Origin of the sequence: Bradyrhizobium sp. Ai1a-2 (assembly GCF_000426245.1) — a bacterium.
In the GTDB taxonomy this organism is placed as follows: Bacteria; Pseudomonadota; Alphaproteobacteria; order Rhizobiales; family Xanthobacteraceae; genus Bradyrhizobium.
Genome location: NZ_AUEZ01000014.1, coordinates 48,200 through 69,970, shown reverse-complemented (window position 1 = coordinate 69,970; position 21,771 = coordinate 48,200). Strand labels below are relative to the sequence as shown.

Here is a 21,771-nt window from a genome sequence, read left to right as displayed (position 1 = left end):
GCAGCGGTCGGTCTGTCATTCCCGATCTGTCGGCGCGAGAACGATCTTGCCGATGACTTCACGGCGCTCGACCCGTCGAAGGGCGTCTGCGAATTGTGGCAAGGGGAGCGTCCGATCGACAGGCGCGCGAAGCTTGCCTGCTTCGTGAAGTGCGAACAGTTCCTCGAACAGGGTTTTCACTTTCGCACGCAAGACTGCGTCCGCCTTCGACTTGCCCCACGCCATGTAGAAACCCCAATAAAGGCCGATCACGGTGAGGTTCTTGACCAGGATGATGTTTGCAGGGATTTGGGGAATGCGGCCGGATGCGAAGCCGATCGGCAGCAGGCGGCCGAGCGGAGCGATGCAGCGCAAGGAGTTGTCGAAGACGTCGCCACCGACCGGATCGAATACGACATCGGCGCCGCGGCCGTCGGTGATCTCGAGCACGGACTTGCGAAAATCGTCGCGCTTGTAATCGATCACGTGATGCGCGCCATAGTCCGCGGCCACAGCGGTCTTGCGTTCTCCGCCCGCGGTCGCGATCACGCGCGCGCCGAGCGCTCGGCCGATCTCGACGGCGGCGAGCCCGCTCGCGCCCGCAGCGCCATGGACCAGGAGGGTTTCCCCGGGCTTGAGATTTGCCCGCCATGCCAGGCCTGCAAAGGCAGTGGCGTAGATCGTCGGGAATAGCGTGGCGCCGGCGAAGCTCAGCGAGTCCGGAATCTTGAAGACGTTCGCGGCATCGACGATCGCCTCCTCGGCAAATCCTCCCGAAGGCAGTCCGGCGCAGACCCGATCGCCGATCCGCAGCGTCGTCGCGGCATCCGGCGCGATTTCGGTTACGGTGCCGGCGACTTCCGTTCCCGGAATGAACGGCAGCGATGGACGGTTTTGGTGCTGGCCTGCAATGAACAGAAGATTGGCGAAGCTTACTCCGGCGGCGCGCACCGAAATCCGAACTGTTCCGGCTTCGAGAGTAGGACTCGGAACATCTTCGAGGGATAAATCGTCGATGCCGCCGAATTGACGCCCGATCACCGCCCGCATGCGCTAGTCCTTCTCGATCGCGCCATGACGTCCCGCGCCGGACGCGAAACGCGTGGCACCACCGCGCGCCTCCTTCCGACGAGCCTCCACGGAGAGGCTCGTCTCCAGCGCGAGAGCTTCCTCCTCGGACAGATTCCACTGGCGGATCGCCGACATCCGGTCCGAGCGCATCGCGATCTGCGGGAAGGCCGCGATCTCGTGCGCGAGCGCGACGGCAGCGGGGAGGGCTTGTCCAGTCGGCACCAGCCGGTCGGCAAGCCCCATCGCGACTGCTTCGGCGCCCGATACCTTCTTCGCCGTCAGCAGCATATCGAGGGCGCGCCCGGCACCAATGAGGCGAGGCAGCCGTACGGTCGTGCCGTCGCTCATGGGAACGCCCCATCGCCGCGACAGCACGGCGAAGGTCGCACTTTCCTCGGCGACGCGCAGGTCGCATCGCAAGGCGATACCGAGCCCGCCGGCGCACGCATAACCCGCCACGGCAGCGATGACCGGCTTTCCGAGCAGGTCGTGACACGGACCGTCGGGATCACCCGCCCAAGGCTTATATTCGCGGCCGGCCGCGAGTTCCTTCAGGTCGGCGCCAGCGCAGAAGTGTCCTCCGGCGCCTGTCAGCACCGCGACCGCCTGATCGGAGGCGCTGTCGAACGCGCGCAGCGCCTTGGTCAACTCAGCCGCGGTCTCGTTGTCGATGGCATTGCGGACTTCCGGACGATTGATGGTGATGATCGTCACCGGGCCGTCGTTCTCGACCAGCAGCTTGCGGCTCTCCGTCATACCCGACGCGCTCCTCGCCTCAGTGGGTCAAGAGTGGACACTCGCTTTCGTCGACGGGGCGCCAGGCTTTCTCGCCCGGAATCGTCGCGACGATCTTCCAGTAGTCCCAGGGGCCCTTCGACTCCTCCGGCTTCTTGACCTCGGTCACGTAGAGATCGCGCAGCAAGCGGCCATCCGCGCGGATCTTCGCACCATGGGTGAACGCGTCCTCGACGGGCATCTCGCGCATCTTGGCGGCCACCTTGGTCCCATCGTCGGTTCCGGTCGCGGCGACCGCTTTCAGATAATGGACCACGGAGCTGTAGACGCCAGCCTGCACGATCGATGGCGGCCGGCCCATCTTGTCCCAGAAGCGCTTGGCGAAGGCGCGGCTGCCGTCGTCGAGGTCGTGATAGTAGGTCGTCGAGGAGACCAGACCCTGTCCGTTCTTCAGGCCCATGGCGTCGACGTCGTTGATGAACATCAGGAAGGTCACGACCTGCGTGTTGGGGCCGATCACATTGTATTCCTGCGCCTGCTTGATCGCGTTGCTGGTGTCGCTGCCGGCGGTGGCGAGCGCAAGCACCTTGGCTCCGGAGCCCTGCGCCTGAAGCAGGAACGAGGAGAAGTCGGGCGTGTCGAGCGGTGCACGGACGCCGCCGATGACCTTGCCTCCGCTGGCCACGACGCGCTTGGTCGCCTCGCTCTCCATCGACTTGCCGAACGCATAGTCAGCGGTGATGAAGAACCAGGTGTCACCGCCGCGCTTCAAGACCCCTTCCGGGGGAGCGGCGGCGAGCGCGTAGGTGTCGTACATCCAGTGAAAGCTGTAGGGCGAACAGGCCTTTCCGGTGATCTCGGCGGTCGCAGGACCTGACATCAGGATGATCTTCTTGCGCTCGCGCGAAACGTTCTGCATCGCGAGCGCCGCCGCCGACGATCCGCCATCGGCGATGACGTCGACGCCCTGCGCGTCATATTCCTGGCGCGCCAGATTGGCGGCGATATCGGGCTTGTTGGCGTGGTCGGCCGAGATGACCTCGATCGGCGCGCCGGCGACCTTGTCGCCGAAATCCTCGGCCGCGAGTTGCGCCGCGAGGATCGAGCCCTTTCCGCCCGCGTCGGCATAGATCCCGGTCATGTCGTTGAGGATGCCGATGCGCACGACATTGTCGGACACCTGTGCGACCGCGGAGGATGCCATCAGGCTGGCGAAAAGCCCGGCCACAATGGCACTCGTTGTTGCTCTTGCTTTCATTTTCTTACCTCCCTTTAGTCTGCGTCGATCACCGTTCCGTCTTCGACAGGCGGTCGATCACAATTTGCGATCAGCCATGTTCGATAAGGATCTCGCGCTGTCCGGCCCTGGGCGACGCGGGCGCGAATGCATGGGGCGCCGCGGTGTTATTCTTAGATACTGAGTAGTATGTTTTCAGCCTACCGAGTAGTATGTTTGGATGTCAAATGCGCGTGGCGCAGGAGGGGCATCTCTTGAGCAAACTTGGCAGGATAGAGACCGGCGAGGCGTTGGCCGATCGTAGGATCGACATTCTCGACGCTGCCGCGCGCGCTTTCATGCGCCAGGGCTTCGCTGCCACGTCGCTGGACCGGGTGAGCGACGAGATCGGCTCGACCAAAGGGGCGATCTATTATTATTACCGAAGCAAGTCCGAGTTGTTCTTCGCCGTGCACCGCCGCGGCATGGAACTGACACAGGCGGCGATCCGGCCATCTTTCGAGACGGCGGCTTCCGCGCGCGACCGCCTGCACGGCATGGCGGTTGCCCATACTGTCCTGGTCATCGATCACCTGCCTTATCTGCGCGTGATCGCGCAGGGGCTGGAACTGCATCTTCTGGAGCGCACGAACGAGAGCGAGAGGGCAGAGCTTGCCGACGTCGCTGCGCTGCGCGAGGCCAACGAGAACCTCTATATCCGGGTGATCAGGGATGGCGTAGCTTCGGGCCAATTCCGATCTGTCGACGCCAAGCTCGCCGCGAAGCCGCTGCTTGGCGCCCTGAACTGGACCTCGCGCTGGTACCAGCCACGTCCCGGCGAAACGCAAGCCGCCAAGAAACGCCTGGCGGAATCGATCGCGGATTTCGTGGTCGCTGGTTTGGAGAAGAAGAATTGAGCGAACGCGCGGAGAGCCGAGCCAAGGATGACGTGGCCGCCTATCGGGCCGTCGAACTGATCTACCATTCCTATCTGACGGGCCTCATCCTGATGCTGGCGTCCCGCGCCGGCACCGCGCGCGCGGCGGAGGTGGTGTTCCGCACCTTCCGGCGTCAGCAACTCGCTCGCTTCGTTCCCGGGTTGAAAAAGCTCGGGCTCGACAAGCTTCCGCACGCGGTGGCCTGCGCGCAGTACCATTATCTTTCGAACCAGGTCGGCGGCGTGAAGGTCGAGTATGTCTATGAGAGCGACCAGAAGGCCTGGGTACGATATCCGCCGCCGCGGTGGATCTGGTCGGGCACCGCGATTTGCGGCATCCCATCGGAGGTGTCGCGCGCGATGCTGCGAGGATGGCATGCCAATAACGGCGTCGTCCTCGGCAATCCGCGGCTGGGCTTCGTCTGCACAGGCCAGACGGTCGACGGACAGCCCGGGCTGGAGGGATACTACAAGGAGTGGGATCACGACCTCACCCCCGATGAGCGGCTGCAGTTCTCGCCCGGCGAGCAATGTCCGCCATTTCGTACTGATCTTGCGCCGCGGCTTCCGGAAAACACCTGGCCTGAAGAGCGCCTTCAGAAAGTCCTGCGCAACTACGCGATGGAATACATCACCTCGATCGTGCCCGAGACCATCGCTGTGCTCGGTCCCGAGGAGGGCGGTCACCTTGCCGGCGCTGCAGCGCGCCTGGTGGGGATGCATACTTTTGACGACGTCGCTTCGCTGCTCGGCGGTGTCGATCCCGGCGCTGAGGGCTTCGCCGGCGCGTTCGCTCGCATTGCCCGTGGGCAGGGCGATGACGCCGAGTTGCGTGTGCAGGGCGCGACCGCGACGGTACGGCAGACCTCATGGCGCCTGATGGCAGAACGCGGGCCGCTGTCCCCAGTGGTGTTCGACGCCTGGAATGAACTCTGGGTCGGTGCGGCGCTCGCGCACGATCGTTTTATGCGTGTCGACGTGGCGGAGCGCCGTGATCGCGGCGATCCATCCTGGTGCTGGCAATTCCGGTGAGGAGCGTCGCTGCGCCACGCTGCAGAACGACCGGCCGCCTAACTTCGTTGTCTTGATACTCTCTCGAACGCGAGGCTCGTTGCGACGCCGAGCAGACTCCAGAACAGAAGGCCGGTGAGCACGACGGTCACCACGAACTGGTGCGAGAGGGTGGCCGGCACTCCGGTATGGGACTCGGGCGCAACAGGCGCGCCGACAAGATGCGGCACGATAATGAGTATCAGCCCGAGGACCGCAGCCCATGGCTCCGAGCGCAGGATCAGGAGGTAGAGCGCTGATGCCGTCAGGGCCGCAGTTGCGATCCACCAGGTCTGCCGCGCGGTGAGGTCGGCGACAGGCAGACCCGGCAGTTCCGGAGGCAGGCCGAGACCGGGGGCCGCAACAAAAACGGCGAACCCGGCAAGGCCCCAAAACAGACCATCACGCCAATGGACCGGTCGTTGCCGAAGTGCGTAGATGCCGGTGAGCAGGAGGCCAAAGCCGATTGCGGTCAGGATGTTGGCGGCGACGGTCAGGGCGTTGCGCTGGAAGCCCTCTTCGGGCTCCCATTCCGCATCGTGATGGTGATCCGCTTCACCACCGCTGGAATGGGAGGCCTTGTGTTCCGCACTGGCCGCGGCTTTCTCGTAGACCTCGCTCTTCTGGATCAGCGGCACCGTTCCGAAGAACTGGACGACCGATATCAGCGCGCCAACGATCAGTCCGGCAAGTGATGCCGCAAACACGATCGATCTGAAGACGTGCATCTGTCGTTAGTGACAGGGGAAAGCGTTGGCGTGGCGCACATCGTGGGCGGCGTTATGGACGGCGCTGATATGCGAAAAGCCGACCATGCCGACGACGAACAGACCAAGGGCCATCGCCAGAACGGCCTGAACGACGACATTCGTTCCGGTTGCAACGGTTGTAAGATTGGCTGACTGCGTCTGCTGCATGATGATCCTCGTTCGGTCACTCATTCTAGCCCACGGTATCGCCCGATGCGACCGAATTTTTCAAGTGGCGGCGGACGTCGCGGCTGGTGAGATGAAAGTTCTCCGTGTCCCGGATGTCTTTGGCGGCCAGCTTGGCGCGGGCCGCGGCTTCGAACGAATCCCGGTGCATCAGGTAGAAGTCGATGCTCTGCTGCGGCGAAGGGCTGCGACCCAGCAGCGTCCGGAACGCGCGCCGGTGGATGACGCAGATGCCGCCATGTCCGGAGGGGCGGAACGCGAGCGAATCAATGTCGTTCCGCCAGATCGGTTCGCCTTCGTCAGACATCGAACCTCCCGTTGTTCGTCGCTCAGATCGCGGACCGGATGACGGCGGCGACACCGAGCAGGAAGCCGATCTCGAACACCTGCTCGATGGCCCCCAGCACATCGCCGGTATAGCCTCCGATCAACCGTCGCGACCATAATGCGATCACGACTGCGAGGACGATGCCGCAGCAGATGCCGACAAGGGCTTCGAACGGAAAACGCGTGGAGGTCGCCGCCAGCGGTGCCAGCGCGAGCAGCACCACGATCGCCGCAAAGGCGATTTCGCGCGCCCGGAGCGGAGAGGGCGCATAGGCGACCTTCATCGCCGACGTGTTGCCCGCGTATTTCATCCAGCCGACGACCGGCAGCACCACGGCTCGGCCGGCGGCTCCGCTCGCAATCAGCGCCGCTGCAGCAATCCATGTCGGCATCTCGGCGATCGCCGCCACGCGCAATGCAATCGCGAAAATCAGTGCGAGCGTGCCATAGGTCCCGATCCTGCTGTCCTTCATGATGGTGAGGCGCTGTTCGACGGTCCAGCCGCCGCCAAAGCCGTCAGCGGTATCGGCCAGCCCGTCCTCGTGGAAGCCGCTGGTGATGAGGATGCTTGCCAGCATCGCGATCAGCGCCGCGATCACGGGCCCCAATACGAGGGATGCGAGCAGTAGTGCCGCCGCCGAAACGAGACCAACGATCGCGCCGACCAGCGGGAAGAATTGTGCCGAGCGGACCAGCCACTCGGAATCGGTCGCATCGTTCGAAGCCCCGACAGGGATGATCGTGAGGAATCGGACCGCGTCGCGAAAACGATCCAGGCTCATCTAGATCCTTCCCTCCAGCACATCGCTTAAGTCGGCGACGTCGGTCAGCAGGCGGGATGCCGCCCGCACCAGCGGGACCGCCAGCAACGCGCCGGTGCCCTCGCCAAGTCTCATGTCGAGAGCAAGCAACGGCCGCGCCTGAAGCGCCGCCAGCACAATGTCGTGACCCTTTTCGGCCGATCGATGTGCGAAAACGCAATAGTCGCGCGTCGCCGGCGCCAGCCTGACGGCGACAAGGGCGGCGGCAGACGAAATGAAGCCGTCGATGACGACCGGACGGCGATGTGCCGCTGCGCCAAGCGCTGCGCCCGCCATCATCGCGATCTCGAGGCCGCCGAATTCTCTGAGCACCTCGAACGGCGCCGTTGCATCGCTGCGATTGGCTGCCTTGTGGATGGCAGCGCGCTTGCGCGCGATACCCGGTTCGTCCTGGCCGGCGCCGACGCCGATGCAATCGTCCAGCGGAGCGGGCGCCAGCCGATGCACCAGAAGTGCGGAAGAGGCCGTGTTGCCTATTCCCATCTCGCCGAGCGCGATGATGTCGGCGCCTGCCTCGATTTCGCTGGAAGCTATGGCAAAGCCGGCCGCGAGCGCCTTGTGCGCTTCCTGGGCCGACATGGCCGCCTCGCGCGCAGAATTCGCAGTGCCGGCCCGAATCTTGATGCTGAGGAGGTCGGGATGGGACGGCAGCTCGCTGGCGACGCCGGCATCCACGACGCGGATCCTGACGTCTGAGGCGGCCGCAAAAGCGTTGGCGCTGGCGCGACCTGCGAGATAGGTCCTCACCATCGCGGCCGTCACGGCGGACGGATATTGCGAAACGCCTTCTTCCGTCAGCCCGTGATCACCCGCGAACACGAGCAGAACGGCGTTCTGCAGGGCAGTGGCGGATGGATGGGCGATCACACCGAGCTGCACGGCCAGGTCTTCGATTCGTCCGAGCGAGCCCGGCGGCTTGGCTTTGCCGTCGATTCGCGCGCGCATCCTTGCGGCAAGCGTCGGATCGAGCGGAGTGATCGCCGGGATTTGCCAGTCGGATGGGATTTGGAAGGTCATGGGCTCCTCGTGCGCGCGCCCTAAGTGGCCGAAGGAAACGGGCAGGTCAACTGCAGTTGACCGCCGTCGCGGGGACCGTTAGCGTGGCGCCGATGGTCCTTCTTTCGGGAAGGTGAAAAAGGGAAGTCGGTGCAATGCCGACGCTGCCCCCGCAACTGTAAGCGGCGAGCCGAAGCCGAGGCCACTGGGATGACCGGGAAGGCGGCGAGAGGCGACGACCCGCGAGCCAGGAGACCTGCCATCGTGTATTGTGCTTTGGAGGTTCGTCGGGCGGGGTGCACTGGACGAAATGAGTTCGATGGTCGTTCCACCGTCGAACGCGATCCAACAAAGCTCGCGGCCGTCATGGCTTTGACGTCATGGCCCTGACTTGAGCATCGTGATGGATCGCAACGACGTCGATCAGCAACATCCTGATCCCTGCCCGGATGAATCTTTGCCGGCGACTGCGCCGGATGGTCCTGTCATCGTCAGCGTATGCGTCACCTGCAAGACGTCAGAGGGCGTCTTGGCCGGCCCCGCGATGTTCGACGCGATCCGGGACGCAACAGCCGAGCGCGATGCAGCCGTTCAGGTCCGGCGCGTGCAGTGCCTGAGTGTGTGCAAGCGGCCGACCACGGTCGCGGTTTCGAGTTCGGACGGTTACACCTTCCTGTTCGGCGACCTCCAGCCCGAGGGGGCCGAGGCCGTCGTCTCTTTCGTCGATTCCTATCGCAAGTCGACGTATGGCCTGGTGCCGTGGCGCGAGCGCGCCGAAATCCTGCGCAAGGGGATGGTGGCGCGGCTGCCGCCCGTTCGCTGGTCTCCCGAAGATGGTAGCGCCCCGAAATGAATTCCCTCTCGACCACGCTGGTGCTGGGAGGCGCGCGTTCGGGCAAATCCGCCTTCGCCGAGCGGATGATTGCCGAAAGCGGCCTTGCTCGCGTGTATCTGGCGACGGCGACTGCAGGCGATGGAGAGATGCAGGACAGGATTGCGCATCATCGCAGCCGGCGCGGCTCGGATTGGACGACCGTGGAGGAGCCGCTGGCGCTCATCGATGCCTTGACACAGGCATCGCGGCCCGGACGCGCGGTCCTGGTCGATTGCCTGACGCTCTGGCTCTCCAACCTGATGCTTGCCGGGCGCGATCCCGATGTCGAGGCGAAACGGCTTGCGCAATTCATTGGCGCCGCCGCAAATCCCGTTGTCCTGGTGTCGAACGAGGTCGGTCTCGGCATCGTGCCTGAAACCAGGCTCGGCCGCGATTTCCGTGATGCGCAGGGCCGTCTCAACCAAATGGTCGCCTCAACCGTTCCCAATGTCGTGTTCGTCGCGGCAGGTCTTCCGCTGTGGCTCAAACGTTCCTCTTAAGGAGTCCTGAAAAATGTCCCGTGTTCCAGTCACCGTGCTCACCGGTTTCCTCGGTGCCGGCAAGACCACGCTGCTGCGCTCGCTTCTGACGCAAGCCGACGGCCGCCGCATCGCCGTCATCGTCAACGAGTTCGGCGATGCCGGTTTCGATGGCGGCCTTGTCGAGGAATGCGCGGCCAAGGCCTGTGCGCCCGGTGACATCGTCGAACTGACCAATGGCTGCATCTGCTGCACTGTCGCCGACGATTTCATTCCGACCATGGACAAGCTGCTGACACGCGACGAGCCGCTGGATGCGATCGTGATCGAGACGTCCGGGCTGGCGCTGCCGCAGCCACTCTTGAAGGCGTTCGCGTGGCCCGCGGTCCGCACCCGCGCGACCGTCGACGGCGTCGTGACGGTCGTCGATGCGTTGGCGCTGTCCGAGGGACGCGTCGTGCTCGACGAACAGGCGGTCGCGGCTCAGCGTGCCGCGGACGAGGAGATCGATCACGACGACCCGATCGAAGAAGTGTTCGAGGATCAGCTCGCCTGTGCCGACCTCGTGGTCCTTTCCAAGAGCGATCTGGTGCCGTCAGACGTGCTTGCCGGGATCGAAGACCGGCTGGGCGCGCAATTGAGGCTAGGCGTCCGTGTCGTCCGCTCCCATGGTGCGCTTGCTCCCGATGTCCTGATCGGAATGAAGGCCGATGCCGAGAACGATCTCGCCGCGCGGGCCGGTCACCACGGCGAGGAGGAAGAACACGATCACGACGATTTCGACAGCATCGTCGTGACGCCCGCTGCGGCCGAGAGCGTCGAGGCGATGCGCGCAAGGGTCAGCGACGTCCTGAGTCTGGCAGGTGTGCTGCGCGTCAAGGGCCATGCAAGGATATCCGAAAAGCCTGCGCCGATCGTGGTGCAGGCCGTCGGCAGCCGTGTTGAACTGGCGTTCGCGCGGCCCGACGTCAGGCAGGCCGAGCATCTGGTCGTGATCGGCCTCAAAGGCTTCGACGCCGATGCGGCGCGCCGCGCGCTTGCGGGATAGCCTATCGAAAGGCGATCATGCACCTGAAACTCGACAGCGGCGGCAGCATCGACGACGGCGATGTCGCGCGCGACCTCGGGCAGGAAACCGCCGAGATCGTCATCCTGTCCGCTGCGGACAGTGATCTGGCGGCCTTCGGCGCCGCGCATGCGGCATTGCCTGCAGGCTTCCCAAGCGTCCGCCTGACCAATCTGCTGGCTCTTGGTCATCCCGCCTCGGTCGATCTCTATGTCGAACGCACGCTCAGCGAAGCAAAGATCGTCGTGCTTCGGATGCTCGGCGGCGAAAGCTACTGGCCGCACGGTGTCGAAAGCCTTCGGCGCGACGCGATCCAGCGCCGGAGGTTGTTCGCCTGCATTCCCGGAGAAACCGACTGGAACGCAGCATTGGCCGCGCGCGGTACGCTCGGCGCCGACGAGACGTTTGAGCTGTGGCGCTATTGCACCGAAGGTGGGGTCGACAACGCGCAATTGGCGCTTCGCTTCGCCGCGCACCTGATCGGTCACGGCAACAGGCCGCCGTCGGCGCGGCCAATGCCGGCCGCCGGCTTCTGGAGCGGAGGACCTGCCGCGGACAAGCGGCCCAACGCTGTCGTGATCTTCTACCGCGCCCTGGTCGCCGGCGGCGATACGGCCGCGATCGATGCACTCTGCTCCGCGCTGAGGGCGCGCGGGCTCAATGCAGTCGGACTTTATGTGACGAGCCTCAAGGATGAACGCTCGATCGCATTTCTCCGCACCGCGCTTGCCGCGCACCCGCCCGATATCATCGTGAACGCGACGGCCTTTGCGACGGCGACCGCGCGCGAAAACGCCGGGATATTGTCGGAGACCGATTGCCCGGTGCTGCAGGTCGCGCAAGCCGGCATTTCCCGCAAGAGTTGGGAAGGCTCGACCCGCGGTCTCAATCCGCGGGACCTTGCCATGCATGTGGTCCTGCCCGAGGTCGACGGGCGCATCTTCGCCAATGCCATCGCGTTCAAGGAATCCGGACAGCGCCTGGGCGCCTTCACGCCGACAGCTTTCCGGCCGGTCGAGGATCGCGTCGCGGCGACAACCGATCTCGCCGCGGCGTGGGTGCGGCTGCGCCGTACGCCTCCGAGCCAGCGACGGGTTGGCATTATCCTCGCCAACTATCCCAATCGCGACGGCCGTCTCGCCAACGGCGTGGGCTTGGATACGCCGCAAAGCCTGATCGGAATCCTCGGCGCGATGAGGAACGAAGGCTACGAGATTTCCGGCGCCCCTGATGATGCGGCCGTCATGATGCGGCTGTTGCAGGAAGGACCGACCAATGCCCTCGACGCCCGCGCCTTGCGGCGTGGCGGTGCGTCGTGGCCGCTTGCCGAGTACGAGGCGGCGTTTGGCGCGCTTCCCTCCAGCATCCAGCGCACGATCATCGGACGCTGGGGCGATCCGGCCCATGATCCGCACGTCACCAATGGTGCGTTCCGTTTCGGCCTGCATCGCTTCGGCAGCGTCGTTGTCGGCGTGCAGCCGGCGCGAGGCTACAATATCGATCCCAAGAGCACCTATCACGATCCGGACCTTGTTCCGCCCCATCACTATCTGGCGTTTTATCTTTGGCTGCGCCGCGCCTTCGACGTTCACGCGGTCATGCATCTCGGCAAGCACGGCAATCTGGAATGGCTGCCGGGCAAGAGCACCGGGCTTTCCGCCGAATGCCTGCCGGACGCGGTGCTCGGCCCGTTGCCGCATCTCTATCCATTCATCGTGAACGATCCCGGCGAAGGCATCCAGGCCAAGCGCCGGACCTCCGCGGTCATCGTCGATCATCTGACGCCGCCCGTGACCCGCGCCGGATTGCATGACGATCTGGCGCGGCTGGAATCGATGGTGGATGAATATTCAGTTGCGACCGACCTCGATCCGAAGCGCGCCGCTGTCATCGCAGAGGACATCCTTTCGACGGCCCGGGCCAGGCAGCTCGATGCCGATGTCAACCTGACGCGGGACATGCCGGTCGGCGAGGCGCTGCGCGCGCTTGATGCGCATTTGTGCGACATCAAGGAGATGCAGATCCGCGACGGCCTCCACGTCTTTGGCCGCGCGCCCGATCCAAGACAGTGTGCCGATCTGCTCGTGTCGATCGCGCGCGTGCCGCGATCGGACCGCAAGCCGGAAGACGCCTCGCTGCATCGCGCACTGGCGCTTGATCTCGGTCTTGCCGATTTCGACCCGCTGACCCGTGATCTCGCCGACACATTCACAGGGCCACGGCCCGCGGTCCTGGCTGGACTCGGCTCGGGCGTGTGGCGGACGACGGGAGACACCGTCGAGCGGATCGAACAATTGGCGTTGCGGCTGGTGTCGGGTGAGATGGAGTCCGACCCGTCATGGGTGCGCACCGCAGCCGTGCTGGACTGGATCGAGACGAGATTGCGGCCGGCCATCGACGCGAGCCCTCCGCAGGAGATGGCGGCATTGCTGCGCGGCCTCGACGGCCGTTTCGTGCGTCCCGGTCCGTCGGGAGCGCCGACGCGTGGCAGGCCCGACGTGCTGCCGACTGGCCGCAACTTCTTCGCCGTCGATGTGCGCGCGGTGCCGACTCCCTCGGCCTGGCGGATCGGGCAATTGGCGGCCGAACGGCTCGTCGAATCCTTCTGGCAGGAAACCGGCGAATGGCCACGAACGATCGCGCTGTCGGCCTGGGGGACCGCCAACATGCGCACCGGCGGCGATGATGTTGCGCAGGCGCTCGCCTTGATCGGGGTCCGGCCGACGTGGGAGGAGACCTCGGGGCGGGTGACCGGTTTTGCGATCACGCCCCTGTCTGAATTGAAGCGTCCACGCATCGATGTCACGTTTCGTGTCTCGGGCCTGTTTCGGGATGCGTTTCCGACCCAGATGGACATCATCGCGAGCGCGGTGGCGGCGGTCGCAGCGCTCGACGAGCCTGATGATGCGAATCCCATCGCCGCGAATGTCCGCCGACGACGGCAGGCACTGGAAGCAAGCGGCATCAGCCGCGACATCGCCGAGCGCCGTGCCAACAATCGCGTGTTCGGCTCGAAGCCGGGGGCCTATGGCGCGGGACTGCAAGCCTTGATCGACGAGGGCGGCTGGGACGATCGCGCCGATCTGGCTGACGTCTATCTGGATTGGGGCGGCTATTCCTATGGCGCAGGGGCCGAGGGCAGCGCTGCCCGCGACGATCTTGTCGCGCGGCTCGCCGATGTCGACCTGATCGCGCAGGCCCAGGACAACCGCGAACACGATATCCTGGATTCCGACGACTACTATCAGTTCATGGGCGGACTGGCGGCGACCGTGTCGACCTTGCGCGGGCAGGCGCCGCGCATTGCGCATATCGATACGTCGCGGCCCGAGATGCCGGCGGTGCGATCGCTGGCGCATGAGATATCCCGCGTGGTGCGGGGCCGCGCCGCCAACCCGAAATGGATCGCCGGCGTGATGCGGCACGGCTACAAGGGCGCGTTCGAGATGGCTGCGACCGTGGACTATCTGTTCGGTTTTGCCGCCTCGACCGATGCGGTCTCAAATCATCACTTCGATCAGTTGTTCGCGGCCTATCTCGAAGACGACCGGGTACGAGATTTCATCGAGCAGTCCAATCCCGCCGCGCTCCGCGAGATGGCCGCCCGGTTCGCGGAAGCCATCAGGCGCGGATTATGGACGCCGCGCTCCAACCGCGCCGTGGATCTGATTGCCGAAAGTTTGCACGAAGCCAAAAGAGAGATCGCATGATGAATCCATCTCACGAAGCCGACGACGAGAATGCCCGTCATCGCGAGAAGGCCCGGAAGCACAAGGCGGCGCGTGACAAGATCATGGCGACCAAGACCGGCGAGAAAGGTCTGCTGATCGTCCATACCGGCACCGGCAAGGGCAAGACGTCAGCCGCGCTCGGCATGGTGTTTCGGCATATCGGTCACGGCTATCCCGTCGCCGTCGTTCAATTCACGAAGTCGCCGAAGTGGGATACGGGAGAGGCGCGGGTGTTGGCGAGGTTTCCGGACCTCGTGACCTTGCACGTGATGGGGGAGGGGTTCACCTGGGAAACGCAGGATCGCGAGCGCGACATTGCGGCCGCCCGGAAAGGTTGGGAGGCCGCCAAGGAGCTGATCCGCGACGATCGCCATCGTATGGTCCTGCTGGATGAGCTCAACATCGTCCTCCGTTACGACTATCTTCCGATCGATGAAGTGCTCGCCTTTCTCCGTGACGAGAAGCCGGCCGACAAGCACGTCGTCATCACCGGCCGCAATGCGCATGCGTCGCTGATCGAGATGGCCGATCTGGTCACCGAGATGACGCTGGTCAAGCATCCGTTCCGTGCGGGTGTGAAGGCGCAGAAGGGAGTCGAATTCTGATGGCGCGGCCGACGCCGGCGCTGATGATCCAGGCCACTGGTTCCAATGCCGGGAAGTCGACGATTGTCGCGGGCCTGGCGCGGGCACTGGTCAGGCGCGGCCTCAAGGTCGCGCCGTTCAAGCCGCAGAACATGTCGAACAATGCCGCGGTGGCAGTCGATGGCGGCGAGATCGGCCGCGCGCAGGCGGTGCAGGCGCGCGCCGCGCGGATGCAGCCCAGCGTCCATATGAACCCCGTGCTCCTGAAGCCCGAGACCGACACCGGCGCGCAGGTGATCGTGCAGGGCCAGCGGCGCAGCACCCTTCGCGCGGCCGACTATCTCGGAAAGAAGGCGGCGCTGTTGCCTGCCGTGCTCGACAGTTTCGCGCATCTTGCCCGCGCCGCCGATATCGTGCTGGTCGAAGGTGCGGGCAGTCCGGCCGAGATCAATCTGCGGGCCGGCGATATCGCCAATATGGGCTTTGCCACGGCGGCCGATATTCCTGTCGTGCTGGTCGGCGATATCGACCGCGGCGGTGTCATCGCGAGCCTTGTGGGGACCCATCTCGTGCTGGAGACCGAGGAGCGCGCGCGCATTCGCGGCTTCCTGATCAACAAGTTCCGCGGCGACCCCAGGCTGTTCGATCAGGGACTCGAAGCCGTGACGCGCATGACCGGCTGGCCGTCGCTCGGCGTGGTGCCGTGGCTGCCTCAGGCCGCCTGGCTGCCTGCCGAGGACGCCATCGATCTCGATCGCGTGCAGGCATCGTCCGCCCGGAAGGTCATCGCCGTTCCCGTGCTTGCGCGCATCGCCAATTTCGACGATCTGGACCCGCTGGGCATGGAGCCTGGCGTGAGGCTGGTGTTCGTGCGGCCGGGCGAGCCGATCCCGGCTGACGCCGATGTCGTGATCCTGCCCGGCAGCAAATCGACGATCGGCGATCTCGCCTTCCTGCGCGCGCAGGGCTGGGATATCGACATCAAGGCGCATGCGAGGCGCGGCGGTCAGGTGCTCGGACTGTGCGGCGGCTACCAGATGCTCGGCAGGACGATCGCTGACCCCTATGGCATCGATGGCCCGGCCGGCACGGTCGAGGGGCTCGGGCTGCTCAATATCGCCACGACGATGGATGCCCATAAATCGACGACGCGCGTGCGGGGTATTCATTGCGCGACAGGCAGCCCGATCGAGGGTTATGAGATCCATCTCGGCCGCACCAGTGGTGCGGATTGCGGGCGCCCGGTGGTCCGGATTGCCGGCCGTCCCGACGGCGCCTGCTCAACCGATGGTCGGGTGCAGGGGACGTATCTGCACGGGCTGTTCGTCAATGACAGCTTCCGGAGGGCGTGGCTTGCCAATCTCGGCATCGCATCGTCTGTCGCTTATGAATCGCGGATCGAATCGGCGCTCGAGGCGCTGGCCGACCATCTGGAAGCGCATCTCGGCATCGACCGCATGCTCGAGATCGCAAGGAGCCGTCAAACCACCAACGCTAGCGCCGCATAGATCGCTGCTTCCAGCGAGCAGGCGGCAATCAGCAGCTTGAGCGCGCGGCGGATGTCGGCAGGACCGGCATCCATCCGGGCGCCGCCGTTGAGGAAGGGGTCATCGACGAGACGGTCGCCATAACGGCGAGGCCCGGCCAGCGCGAGACCGAGCGCACCTGCCATGGTGCTTTCCGGCCAGCCCGCATTCGGAGATCTGTGCTTTGAAGCGTCGCGCCACATCACCTTGAAAGCCTGCGCTGTGGAGCCACCCGCGAATGGCGCGACCAGAGCGATCAGCACTGCGGCCAATCTTGCGGGCACGAGGTTGAGCAGATCGTCAAGCCGCGCCGCGGCCCAACCGAAGGATTCATAGCGGGAACTGCGATGGCCGATCATCGAATCCGCCGTGTTGACGACCTTGTAGATCAGCAATCCCGGCAGCCCGAGCAGCGCCAGCCAGAACACTGGGGCGACAACGCCGTCGGAAAAATTCTCCGCGCAGGATTCGATCGCCGCGCGCGAGACGCCGCTGGTGTCGAGCTGTTCCGGATCGCGGCCGACGATCATGGATACCGCGCGTCTTGCCTCGGCAAGTCCACCGCCGGTGAAGGCGGAGACGACCCGGCCGACGTGTTGATAGAGGCTCCGTTGCGCGATCAGGACGGAAGCCACAAGCCCCTGGGCTACCTGTCCGAGCAGTGTCCATCCCAGCGCGGCTTCCAGCAGCAGGCCAAGGCCCCCGCAGGTCGCGACCAGCATGCCTATCGTCATGCATCCCGCGGCCTTGCGCTGTGCGGCCGACCATTGCTCGCGGTTCAGCGCGCGATCGAGCAGGTTGATCGCCGAGCCCATCAGCGCCGCCGGATGAGGGAAGCGGCGCCACAGCAAATCCGGATCGCCGATGAGCCCATCGAATGCGATCGCCAGCACCACGATCAAGAGCGTCTCGCTTCCCACCAGCATATCATCGCGCCACGCGGCTTAGTTCGGAGACGAGGCGTTCCAGCGCCTCCGAAAGCATCGGCCCGCCGCAGACCGTCAGTTTCTCGGGGATCACCAGGCGTTTCGACGGCGGATAGAAACGTTCAAGCGCGGGATGCCGCAGGAAGGCTTCACCTTCGTCCTCCGCGAAGTCGCCGCCGTCAGACACGAGGAGGAGATCGGGTTTGAGGTTCAAGATCGTCTCCAGTGACGCAAAGCCTCCAAGCTTGTAGCCGAGGTCATTGGCCGCGTTCTTCAGGCCGATCGTAGCCAGCATGGAACTGATCAGGCCGCCGCCGCCCGAAACCCAGCCGCGCCGCGACAACGCCAGCACGCGATAAGGTCGCTGCGAGACCGCCTCCTTGGCGTGCCGGATTGCCGTGTCCAGTCGCTGCATCTCGGATGCGGCGCGATCCGTCTGGTGTAGGAGTTCGCCCATTTGCCGAATATGGCTCTTGACGTCATCAAGCGAACGCGCCACGTCGAATTCGACCACGCGGACGCCCTTGTCCTTCAGCAATTCTCGTGTTGCACGCTTGGTAAATTTGCCGGCGACTACGGCGGCCGGCCGCAGTATCAGGACATCTTCGGCTTCGCCCGACAATCGAGGGTAGGCCGCAGCCTTCTCCGCGTTCCAAGAGCGGGCGGGGTCGCGCGAATAGGGACTGAGGCCGAGAATCTGGCTTGGATCGGCCAGCGCCAAGAGAAGCTGGTCCGTGCAGACATTGATGGACGCGACGCGCGGCAGGTCGGCTGCGTGAGCGGCATGCGCCGCGAACAGCGGTGCCAGCAACGCGAACGTTGCGCCGATCGCCGGCCGCAATATGCCAACAAGGGTCTCGCGCCTGGTCCCGATTGATGGCATGAAGCGATCATGAAGCACGGCGGTGATCTGACGGAAGCCATTGCGCGCCATGGAGGCGAGCCTGCGGACTGGCTCGACCTGTCGACCGGAATCAATCCCTGGCCGTGGACGATTCCGCATCCCGTTCCAGGCAGTGCATGGACGCGCCTGCCATCCCGGGCCGACGAGCAGGCTTTGCTCGCCGCTGCGCGCGAAGCCTACGATGTGCCCGACGACGCTGATATCGCGGCCGCCGCCGGCACGCAGGCCCTTATTCAATGGATCCCGTATCTCGCCGGCGCAGGAGCGGTTGCGATCGCTGCTCCGACCTATGGCGAGCATTCGGCCGCGTGGAGCAGCGGGGGCCGGGAGATCATCGCAGTGGACGATCTCTCCGCGCTGCCTGAACGCGCCATTCACGCTGTGATCGTCAACCCCAACAATCCGGATGGACGCATCGCGGATCGCGGGGCGCTCCGGCACGTTGCTGAACGGCTCGACCGTCGCGGAGGCTGGCTGGTTATCGATGAGGCCTTTGCCGATGTCGATCCCGCCATCAGTGCGGCCGGGATGAGCGCCGACCTTCCGATCCTCGTGCTGCGTTCCTTCGGCAAATTCTACGGGCTCGCGGGACTTCGCCTTGGCTTCGTGATCGGCCGACGCGACATCGTCGAGCGTATCACCGCGGCGCTTGGTCCATGGCCGGTCTCCGGCCCGGCGCTCCACCTGGGTACGGCCGCCTTGCGGGATCGATCCTGGGCCAATGCGACACGTGTGAGGCTCGCTCGGGAGGCTGGGAAGCTGGATCAGGTCCTGACAGCGGCCGGTCTGCATGTCGTCGGAGGGACCACGCTGTTTCGTCTCGCCTCCCATCCCGACGCCCCGGCCTTGCACGCCGAACTGGCCCGACGCCACATCTGGTGCCGGAGCTTCGACTGGGCGCGCGAATGGCTGCGATTTGGCCTTGCGTCGGACGATGGTCTCGATCGCCTGGCCAGCGCGCTTCATTCGGTTAGATAGCGCATTCCGCGCGTCCATCACATCCGCTCTACCAGTGGGCGTTGAACCCGGCATAAGCCGCGGGACCGGTGGTGCCATAGTTGAACACTTCCTGATAGTACTCGTTGAAAATGTTCTCACCGCGCAAATACACCTTCCAGGTCTGGTCGATCCTGTATTCGGTGTAGAGGTCGACGCGGACGTAGGGGTCCAGCGGCAGCGTCTCGTTCGAGCCGCTGTAGCGCGTGGACACCGCGAGCACGCGTGGCTCGATCAGCCAATCCGGGATCGGGGTGATCGAGAACGACAATCTCGCCAGGTTTTCTGGCCGGCGCGCCAGCGTCAAGCCGGTCGAAAGGTCCCTGGCCTGCAGATAGGTGTAGGCTGCGTTGAATTTCAGGTAGCCCGGCAGGACATCGACATTGACCCCGAGCTCCAACCCGTCGGTTTCGGCACGCGAGACGTTGACGTAGTGCCCGAGCGGATGCGCCGTATCGGTCTCGAAGTCGATCAGGTTGCTGAACCTGTTGCCGAAGCCTGTCAGCGACACCACGACGCGGCCGCCGAACAGGCTTTGGTCGATGCCGGCATCGTAACCGAAGCTTTCCTCGGGACTGAGCGCGGAATTGCCATAGGTCGGCGCATAGAGCTGATAGAGCGTCGGCGCCTTGGCGCCTGTCCCGGCGCTCGCATGCAGCTTGGTGCCGGTCTCCGCGATACTGTAGGCCGCGGTGGCTCGCCATGTCTCGAACCGTGCGACGTCGACGACATCGTCGACCCGGCCGCCTATCGTGACGTTGAGTCGCTCGCCGATCGGCACTTGCCAGAGCGCGAACACCGAATTCGTGTCCTGCGTGCCCGCGAGTTGTGGCGTCGAAGCGCCGGGAATCGGCAGCAGGTTGGTGGTGGAGGTGCTCGCCGTTTCGTGCTGCACGCGCGATCCGACGATAAGCGATCCGAGCAGACCGACCTTGAGGTTGCCCTGATATTCCAGGCCCGTGCTGTCGCCGACGAAATTGGAGAGGATGGACGTCGTGTTCCGCGGCAGCTTGTTGGTCCTGTAGGTGACGTCGTCGAACGAGCGGTCGATGTGCGTCTCAAACGCACTCACGCTGTGGGTGAGGACGCCGCCGAACGTGTCGAATGAGGCGCGTCCCCAGACTTGTTCGAGAAGACGCGTCGCGCTCGACGGCGTGTCCGGGAACGCTCCGCTGGCCTGATCGTAGGCGGACCGCGTGAACGAGGTCAGCATGCCCGTCTCCAGGCGTACGCTTTCGCCGGCGTCGTAGCCGATGCGAGCCGAGCCGCCGACGCGGTCGAAGTCGTCGCGCTCGAGGGGACCATACTTCGCCTCGAGCGCGGGGATGCGATAGCCGTAGCGTGAAAAGCCGTTGCTATGCTGACCGCTTCCCGTGAACGCGTAGGACCAGGGTCCCGAGGTTCCGGTCAGCGCTGCGCTGCTGCTCGCTGTGCCGTAGCTTCCTCCCTCGGTGCTGACGTCGAGCTGTGCCGGACCGGCGGCTTTCCTGGTGATGATGTTGACCACGCCGCCCATCGCGTCCGATCCGTAGAGCGCGCTCTGTGGTCCTTTCAGCACCTCGATCCGCTCGATCGCGCTCGGTGCGAACATCGCGAAATCGAAATCGCCGCTGGCGGCGGTCGGATCGTTCACCCTGATGCCATCGATCATGACCAGCGTCTGGCCGGTATTCGCGCCGCGCAAGCGTACGTTGGTTGTTGCACCGGGGCCGCCGCTTTCGGTGATATCGAGCCCCGGCACCGTCCGCAACGCATCGACGAGCGAGGCCGGATTGCTGGTCGCGAGCACCTCGTGCGTGACGACGCTGACCGAGCTTCCGGTACGGCTCGCGGGCTGCGGCGTCCGGTCGGGGGTGACAACGACTTCGGGAGTTGCCGGAGGGGCCTCGATACTGGGCGCTGGGCGCGCAGGACGAGTCGTTGAAGACGTTTGCCTGTTCCTCGCGGGAGGCTTGGACCGGACGTTCGGATTGATGACAACAGCAGGAAGCTGTTCGGGACCCGATTGGGCCATCGCGCCGGTGTGACCGCATGCGACAACGGCCGCACACCCGGCAAGAAAACGCCGCAAGCTCATAAATGCCTTCCGCCGACCCACCGTCGAACGAGTTGATACAAATCAACGGCCGGTCTCCTGGCTCGCAGTCGTCTCCCGATCCGCCTTCCCAAACCTGCCTGGCAGGTCCAGTGGCATCCGGATCGCGAATAACCGCTTACAGTTGCGGGGGCAGCCGCGGCGTTGGGAAGATTCCCGCACCGCGTTCCCGTTTCACCCTAGAAGGGCACCGATGACGCGCGCAAACAAGCACAAGGCGGAGCAAAACTCAAATCGATCCTCCAGACCCCAACAGCATTTTCCAGATCGCTGATAGCGACGAACTGAATGACGAACATAGAAAGTTGCTGACAGGCGAAAGGGTGAAAACGGCTCGTTGATTCGCAGCGCTGAACACACCACACTATTCGCGCGACTGGCCTCAGGCAGCTCAGATAAATACCTCAGGTTGCCAATACTGGCCTGGAGCGGTAGCCTGTTCATCGACTGGCAGGCACCCACGCAACGACGCTGGACCTGGATGATTTTTCTCACGTGAGCATCGAAAGATTCAACGGAGGAA

At 64.7% G+C, this 21,771-nt stretch carries 20 protein-coding genes and 2 riboswitches; of the genes, 9 read left to right on the top strand and 11 right to left on the bottom strand.

Going from position 1 to position 21,771, the window contains the following annotated elements:
- Positions 1–15: 15 nt before the first annotated feature.
- Genes K288_RS0112415 through K288_RS0112405 form a run of 3 tightly spaced genes read right to left on the bottom strand, consistent with a single transcriptional unit; the run spans position 16 to position 2,989 of the window.
- Positions 16–1,029 (bottom strand): NADPH:quinone oxidoreductase family protein, encoded by a 1,014-nt coding sequence (locus tag K288_RS0112415; RefSeq protein ID WP_027579842.1) that lies wholly within the window; start codon positions 1,027–1,029, stop codon positions 16–18.
- A gap of 3 nt (positions 1,030–1,032) precedes the next feature.
- A complete protein-coding gene (locus tag K288_RS0112410) occupies positions 1,033–1,806 on the bottom strand; it encodes a crotonase/enoyl-CoA hydratase family protein (RefSeq protein ID WP_027579841.1) in 774 nt (257 codons plus the stop codon).
- A gap of 19 nt (positions 1,807–1,825) precedes the next feature.
- Entirely contained in the window at positions 1,826–2,989 is a 1,164-nt protein-coding gene (locus K288_RS0112405) for an ABC transporter substrate-binding protein (protein WP_051334500.1), read from the bottom strand.
- Between the two features lie 260 nt (positions 2,990–3,249).
- Here K288_RS0112405 and K288_RS0112400 point away from each other — a divergent pair, with 260 nt between their 5' ends.
- Together K288_RS0112400 and K288_RS0112395 are read left to right on the top strand one after the other, a co-directional pair.
- A complete protein-coding gene (locus K288_RS0112400) occupies positions 3,250–3,918 on the top strand; it encodes a TetR/AcrR family transcriptional regulator (RefSeq protein ID WP_084799575.1) in 669 nt (222 codons plus the stop codon).
- Positions 3,915–4,970, top strand: coding sequence for a hypothetical protein (locus tag K288_RS0112395; protein WP_027579838.1), 1,056 nt, complete (start codon positions 3,915–3,917; stop codon positions 4,968–4,970). The genes K288_RS0112400 and K288_RS0112395 overlap by 4 nt, the downstream gene beginning before the upstream one ends.
- A gap of 38 nt (positions 4,971–5,008) precedes the next feature.
- Here K288_RS0112395 and K288_RS0112390 read toward each other — a convergent pair whose 3' ends face one another.
- Genes K288_RS0112390 through cobT form a run of 5 tightly spaced genes read right to left on the bottom strand, consistent with a single transcriptional unit; the run spans position 5,009 to position 8,088 of the window.
- Entirely contained in the window at positions 5,009–5,716 is a 708-nt protein-coding gene (locus K288_RS0112390) for a CbtA family protein (RefSeq protein ID WP_027579837.1), read from the bottom strand.
- 6 nt (positions 5,717–5,722) lie between these two features.
- Positions 5,723–5,905, bottom strand: a complete 183-nt coding sequence (locus K288_RS0112385; protein ID WP_027579836.1) for a CbtB domain-containing protein — start codon at positions 5,903–5,905, stop codon at positions 5,723–5,725.
- A 25-nt stretch (positions 5,906–5,930) separates the two neighbouring features.
- Entirely contained in the window at positions 5,931–6,230 is a 300-nt protein-coding gene (locus K288_RS0112380) for a hypothetical protein (protein WP_027579835.1), read from the bottom strand.
- 22 nt (positions 6,231–6,252) lie between these two features.
- Positions 6,253–7,032 (bottom strand): adenosylcobinamide-GDP ribazoletransferase, encoded by a 780-nt coding sequence (gene cobS, locus K288_RS0112375; protein ID WP_027579834.1) that lies wholly within the window; start codon positions 7,030–7,032, stop codon positions 6,253–6,255.
- Positions 7,033–8,088 (bottom strand): nicotinate-nucleotide--dimethylbenzimidazole phosphoribosyltransferase, encoded by a 1,056-nt coding sequence (cobT, locus tag K288_RS0112370; protein ID WP_027579833.1) that lies wholly within the window; start codon positions 8,086–8,088, stop codon positions 7,033–7,035.
- Between the two features lie 76 nt (positions 8,089–8,164).
- Positions 8,165–8,346: riboswitch (cobalamin riboswitch) on the top strand.
- A 124-nt stretch (positions 8,347–8,470) separates the two neighbouring features.
- On the opposite strand from cobT, the gene K288_RS45350 reads away from it, so the two are divergent.
- From K288_RS45350 to K288_RS0112340, 6 genes are read left to right on the top strand one after another with little or no spacing between them, the layout of a single operon-like run.
- Complete coding sequence (locus tag K288_RS45350) at positions 8,471–8,920, top strand: DUF1636 domain-containing protein (protein WP_084799574.1); 450 nt, start codon at positions 8,471–8,473, stop codon at positions 8,918–8,920.
- Positions 8,917–9,441: a bifunctional adenosylcobinamide kinase/adenosylcobinamide-phosphate guanylyltransferase gene (gene cobU, locus K288_RS0112360; RefSeq protein ID WP_027579832.1), complete on the top strand. Its 525-nt coding sequence runs from the start codon at positions 8,917–8,919 to the stop codon at positions 9,439–9,441. Before K288_RS45350 ends, cobU begins: the two co-directional genes overlap by 4 nt.
- Positions 9,442–9,454: 13 nt before the next feature.
- Complete coding sequence (gene cobW, locus K288_RS0112355) at positions 9,455–10,468, top strand: cobalamin biosynthesis protein CobW (protein WP_027579831.1); 1,014 nt, start codon at positions 9,455–9,457, stop codon at positions 10,466–10,468.
- A 17-nt stretch (positions 10,469–10,485) separates the two neighbouring features.
- Complete coding sequence (gene cobN, locus K288_RS0112350) at positions 10,486–14,196, top strand: cobaltochelatase subunit CobN (RefSeq protein ID WP_027579830.1); 3,711 nt, start codon at positions 10,486–10,488, stop codon at positions 14,194–14,196.
- The gene (cobO, locus tag K288_RS0112345) at positions 14,196–14,822 is read left to right on the top strand and encodes a cob(I)yrinic acid a,c-diamide adenosyltransferase (RefSeq protein WP_027579829.1); all 627 of its coding nucleotides are present in this window, start codon (positions 14,196–14,198) and stop codon (positions 14,820–14,822) included. Before cobN ends, cobO begins: the two co-directional genes overlap by 1 nt.
- On the top strand, positions 14,822–16,309 hold the full coding sequence (locus K288_RS0112340) for a cobyric acid synthase (RefSeq protein ID WP_027579828.1): 1,488 nt from the start codon (positions 14,822–14,824) through the stop codon (positions 16,307–16,309). The genes cobO and K288_RS0112340 overlap by 1 nt, the downstream gene beginning before the upstream one ends.
- On the opposite strand, the gene cbiB is transcribed toward K288_RS0112340, so the two are convergent.
- Together cbiB and K288_RS0112330 are read right to left on the bottom strand one after the other, a co-directional pair.
- On the bottom strand, positions 16,282–17,253 hold the full coding sequence (gene cbiB / locus K288_RS0112335) for an adenosylcobinamide-phosphate synthase CbiB (protein ID WP_027579827.1): 972 nt from the start codon (positions 17,251–17,253) through the stop codon (positions 16,282–16,284). The genes K288_RS0112340 and cbiB overlap by 28 nt on opposite strands.
- Position 17,254: 1 nt before the next feature.
- The gene (locus K288_RS0112330; RefSeq protein ID WP_084799573.1) at positions 17,255–18,136 is read right to left on the bottom strand and encodes an ABC transporter substrate-binding protein; all 882 of its coding nucleotides are present in this window, start codon (positions 18,134–18,136) and stop codon (positions 17,255–17,257) included.
- 9 nt (positions 18,137–18,145) lie between these two features.
- Here K288_RS0112330 and cobD point away from each other — a divergent pair, with 9 nt between their 5' ends.
- Complete coding sequence (gene cobD / locus K288_RS0112325) at positions 18,146–19,135, top strand: threonine-phosphate decarboxylase CobD (RefSeq protein ID WP_027579825.1); 990 nt, start codon at positions 18,146–18,148, stop codon at positions 19,133–19,135.
- A gap of 28 nt (positions 19,136–19,163) precedes the next feature.
- Here the strand turns inward: cobD and K288_RS45345 are convergent, their stop codons facing one another.
- Complete coding sequence (locus tag K288_RS45345) at positions 19,164–21,167, bottom strand: TonB-dependent receptor (RefSeq protein WP_256378825.1); 2,004 nt, start codon at positions 21,165–21,167, stop codon at positions 19,164–19,166.
- A 92-nt stretch (positions 21,168–21,259) separates the two neighbouring features.
- Positions 21,260–21,458: riboswitch (cobalamin riboswitch) on the bottom strand.
- Positions 21,459–21,771 lie beyond the last annotated feature (313 nt).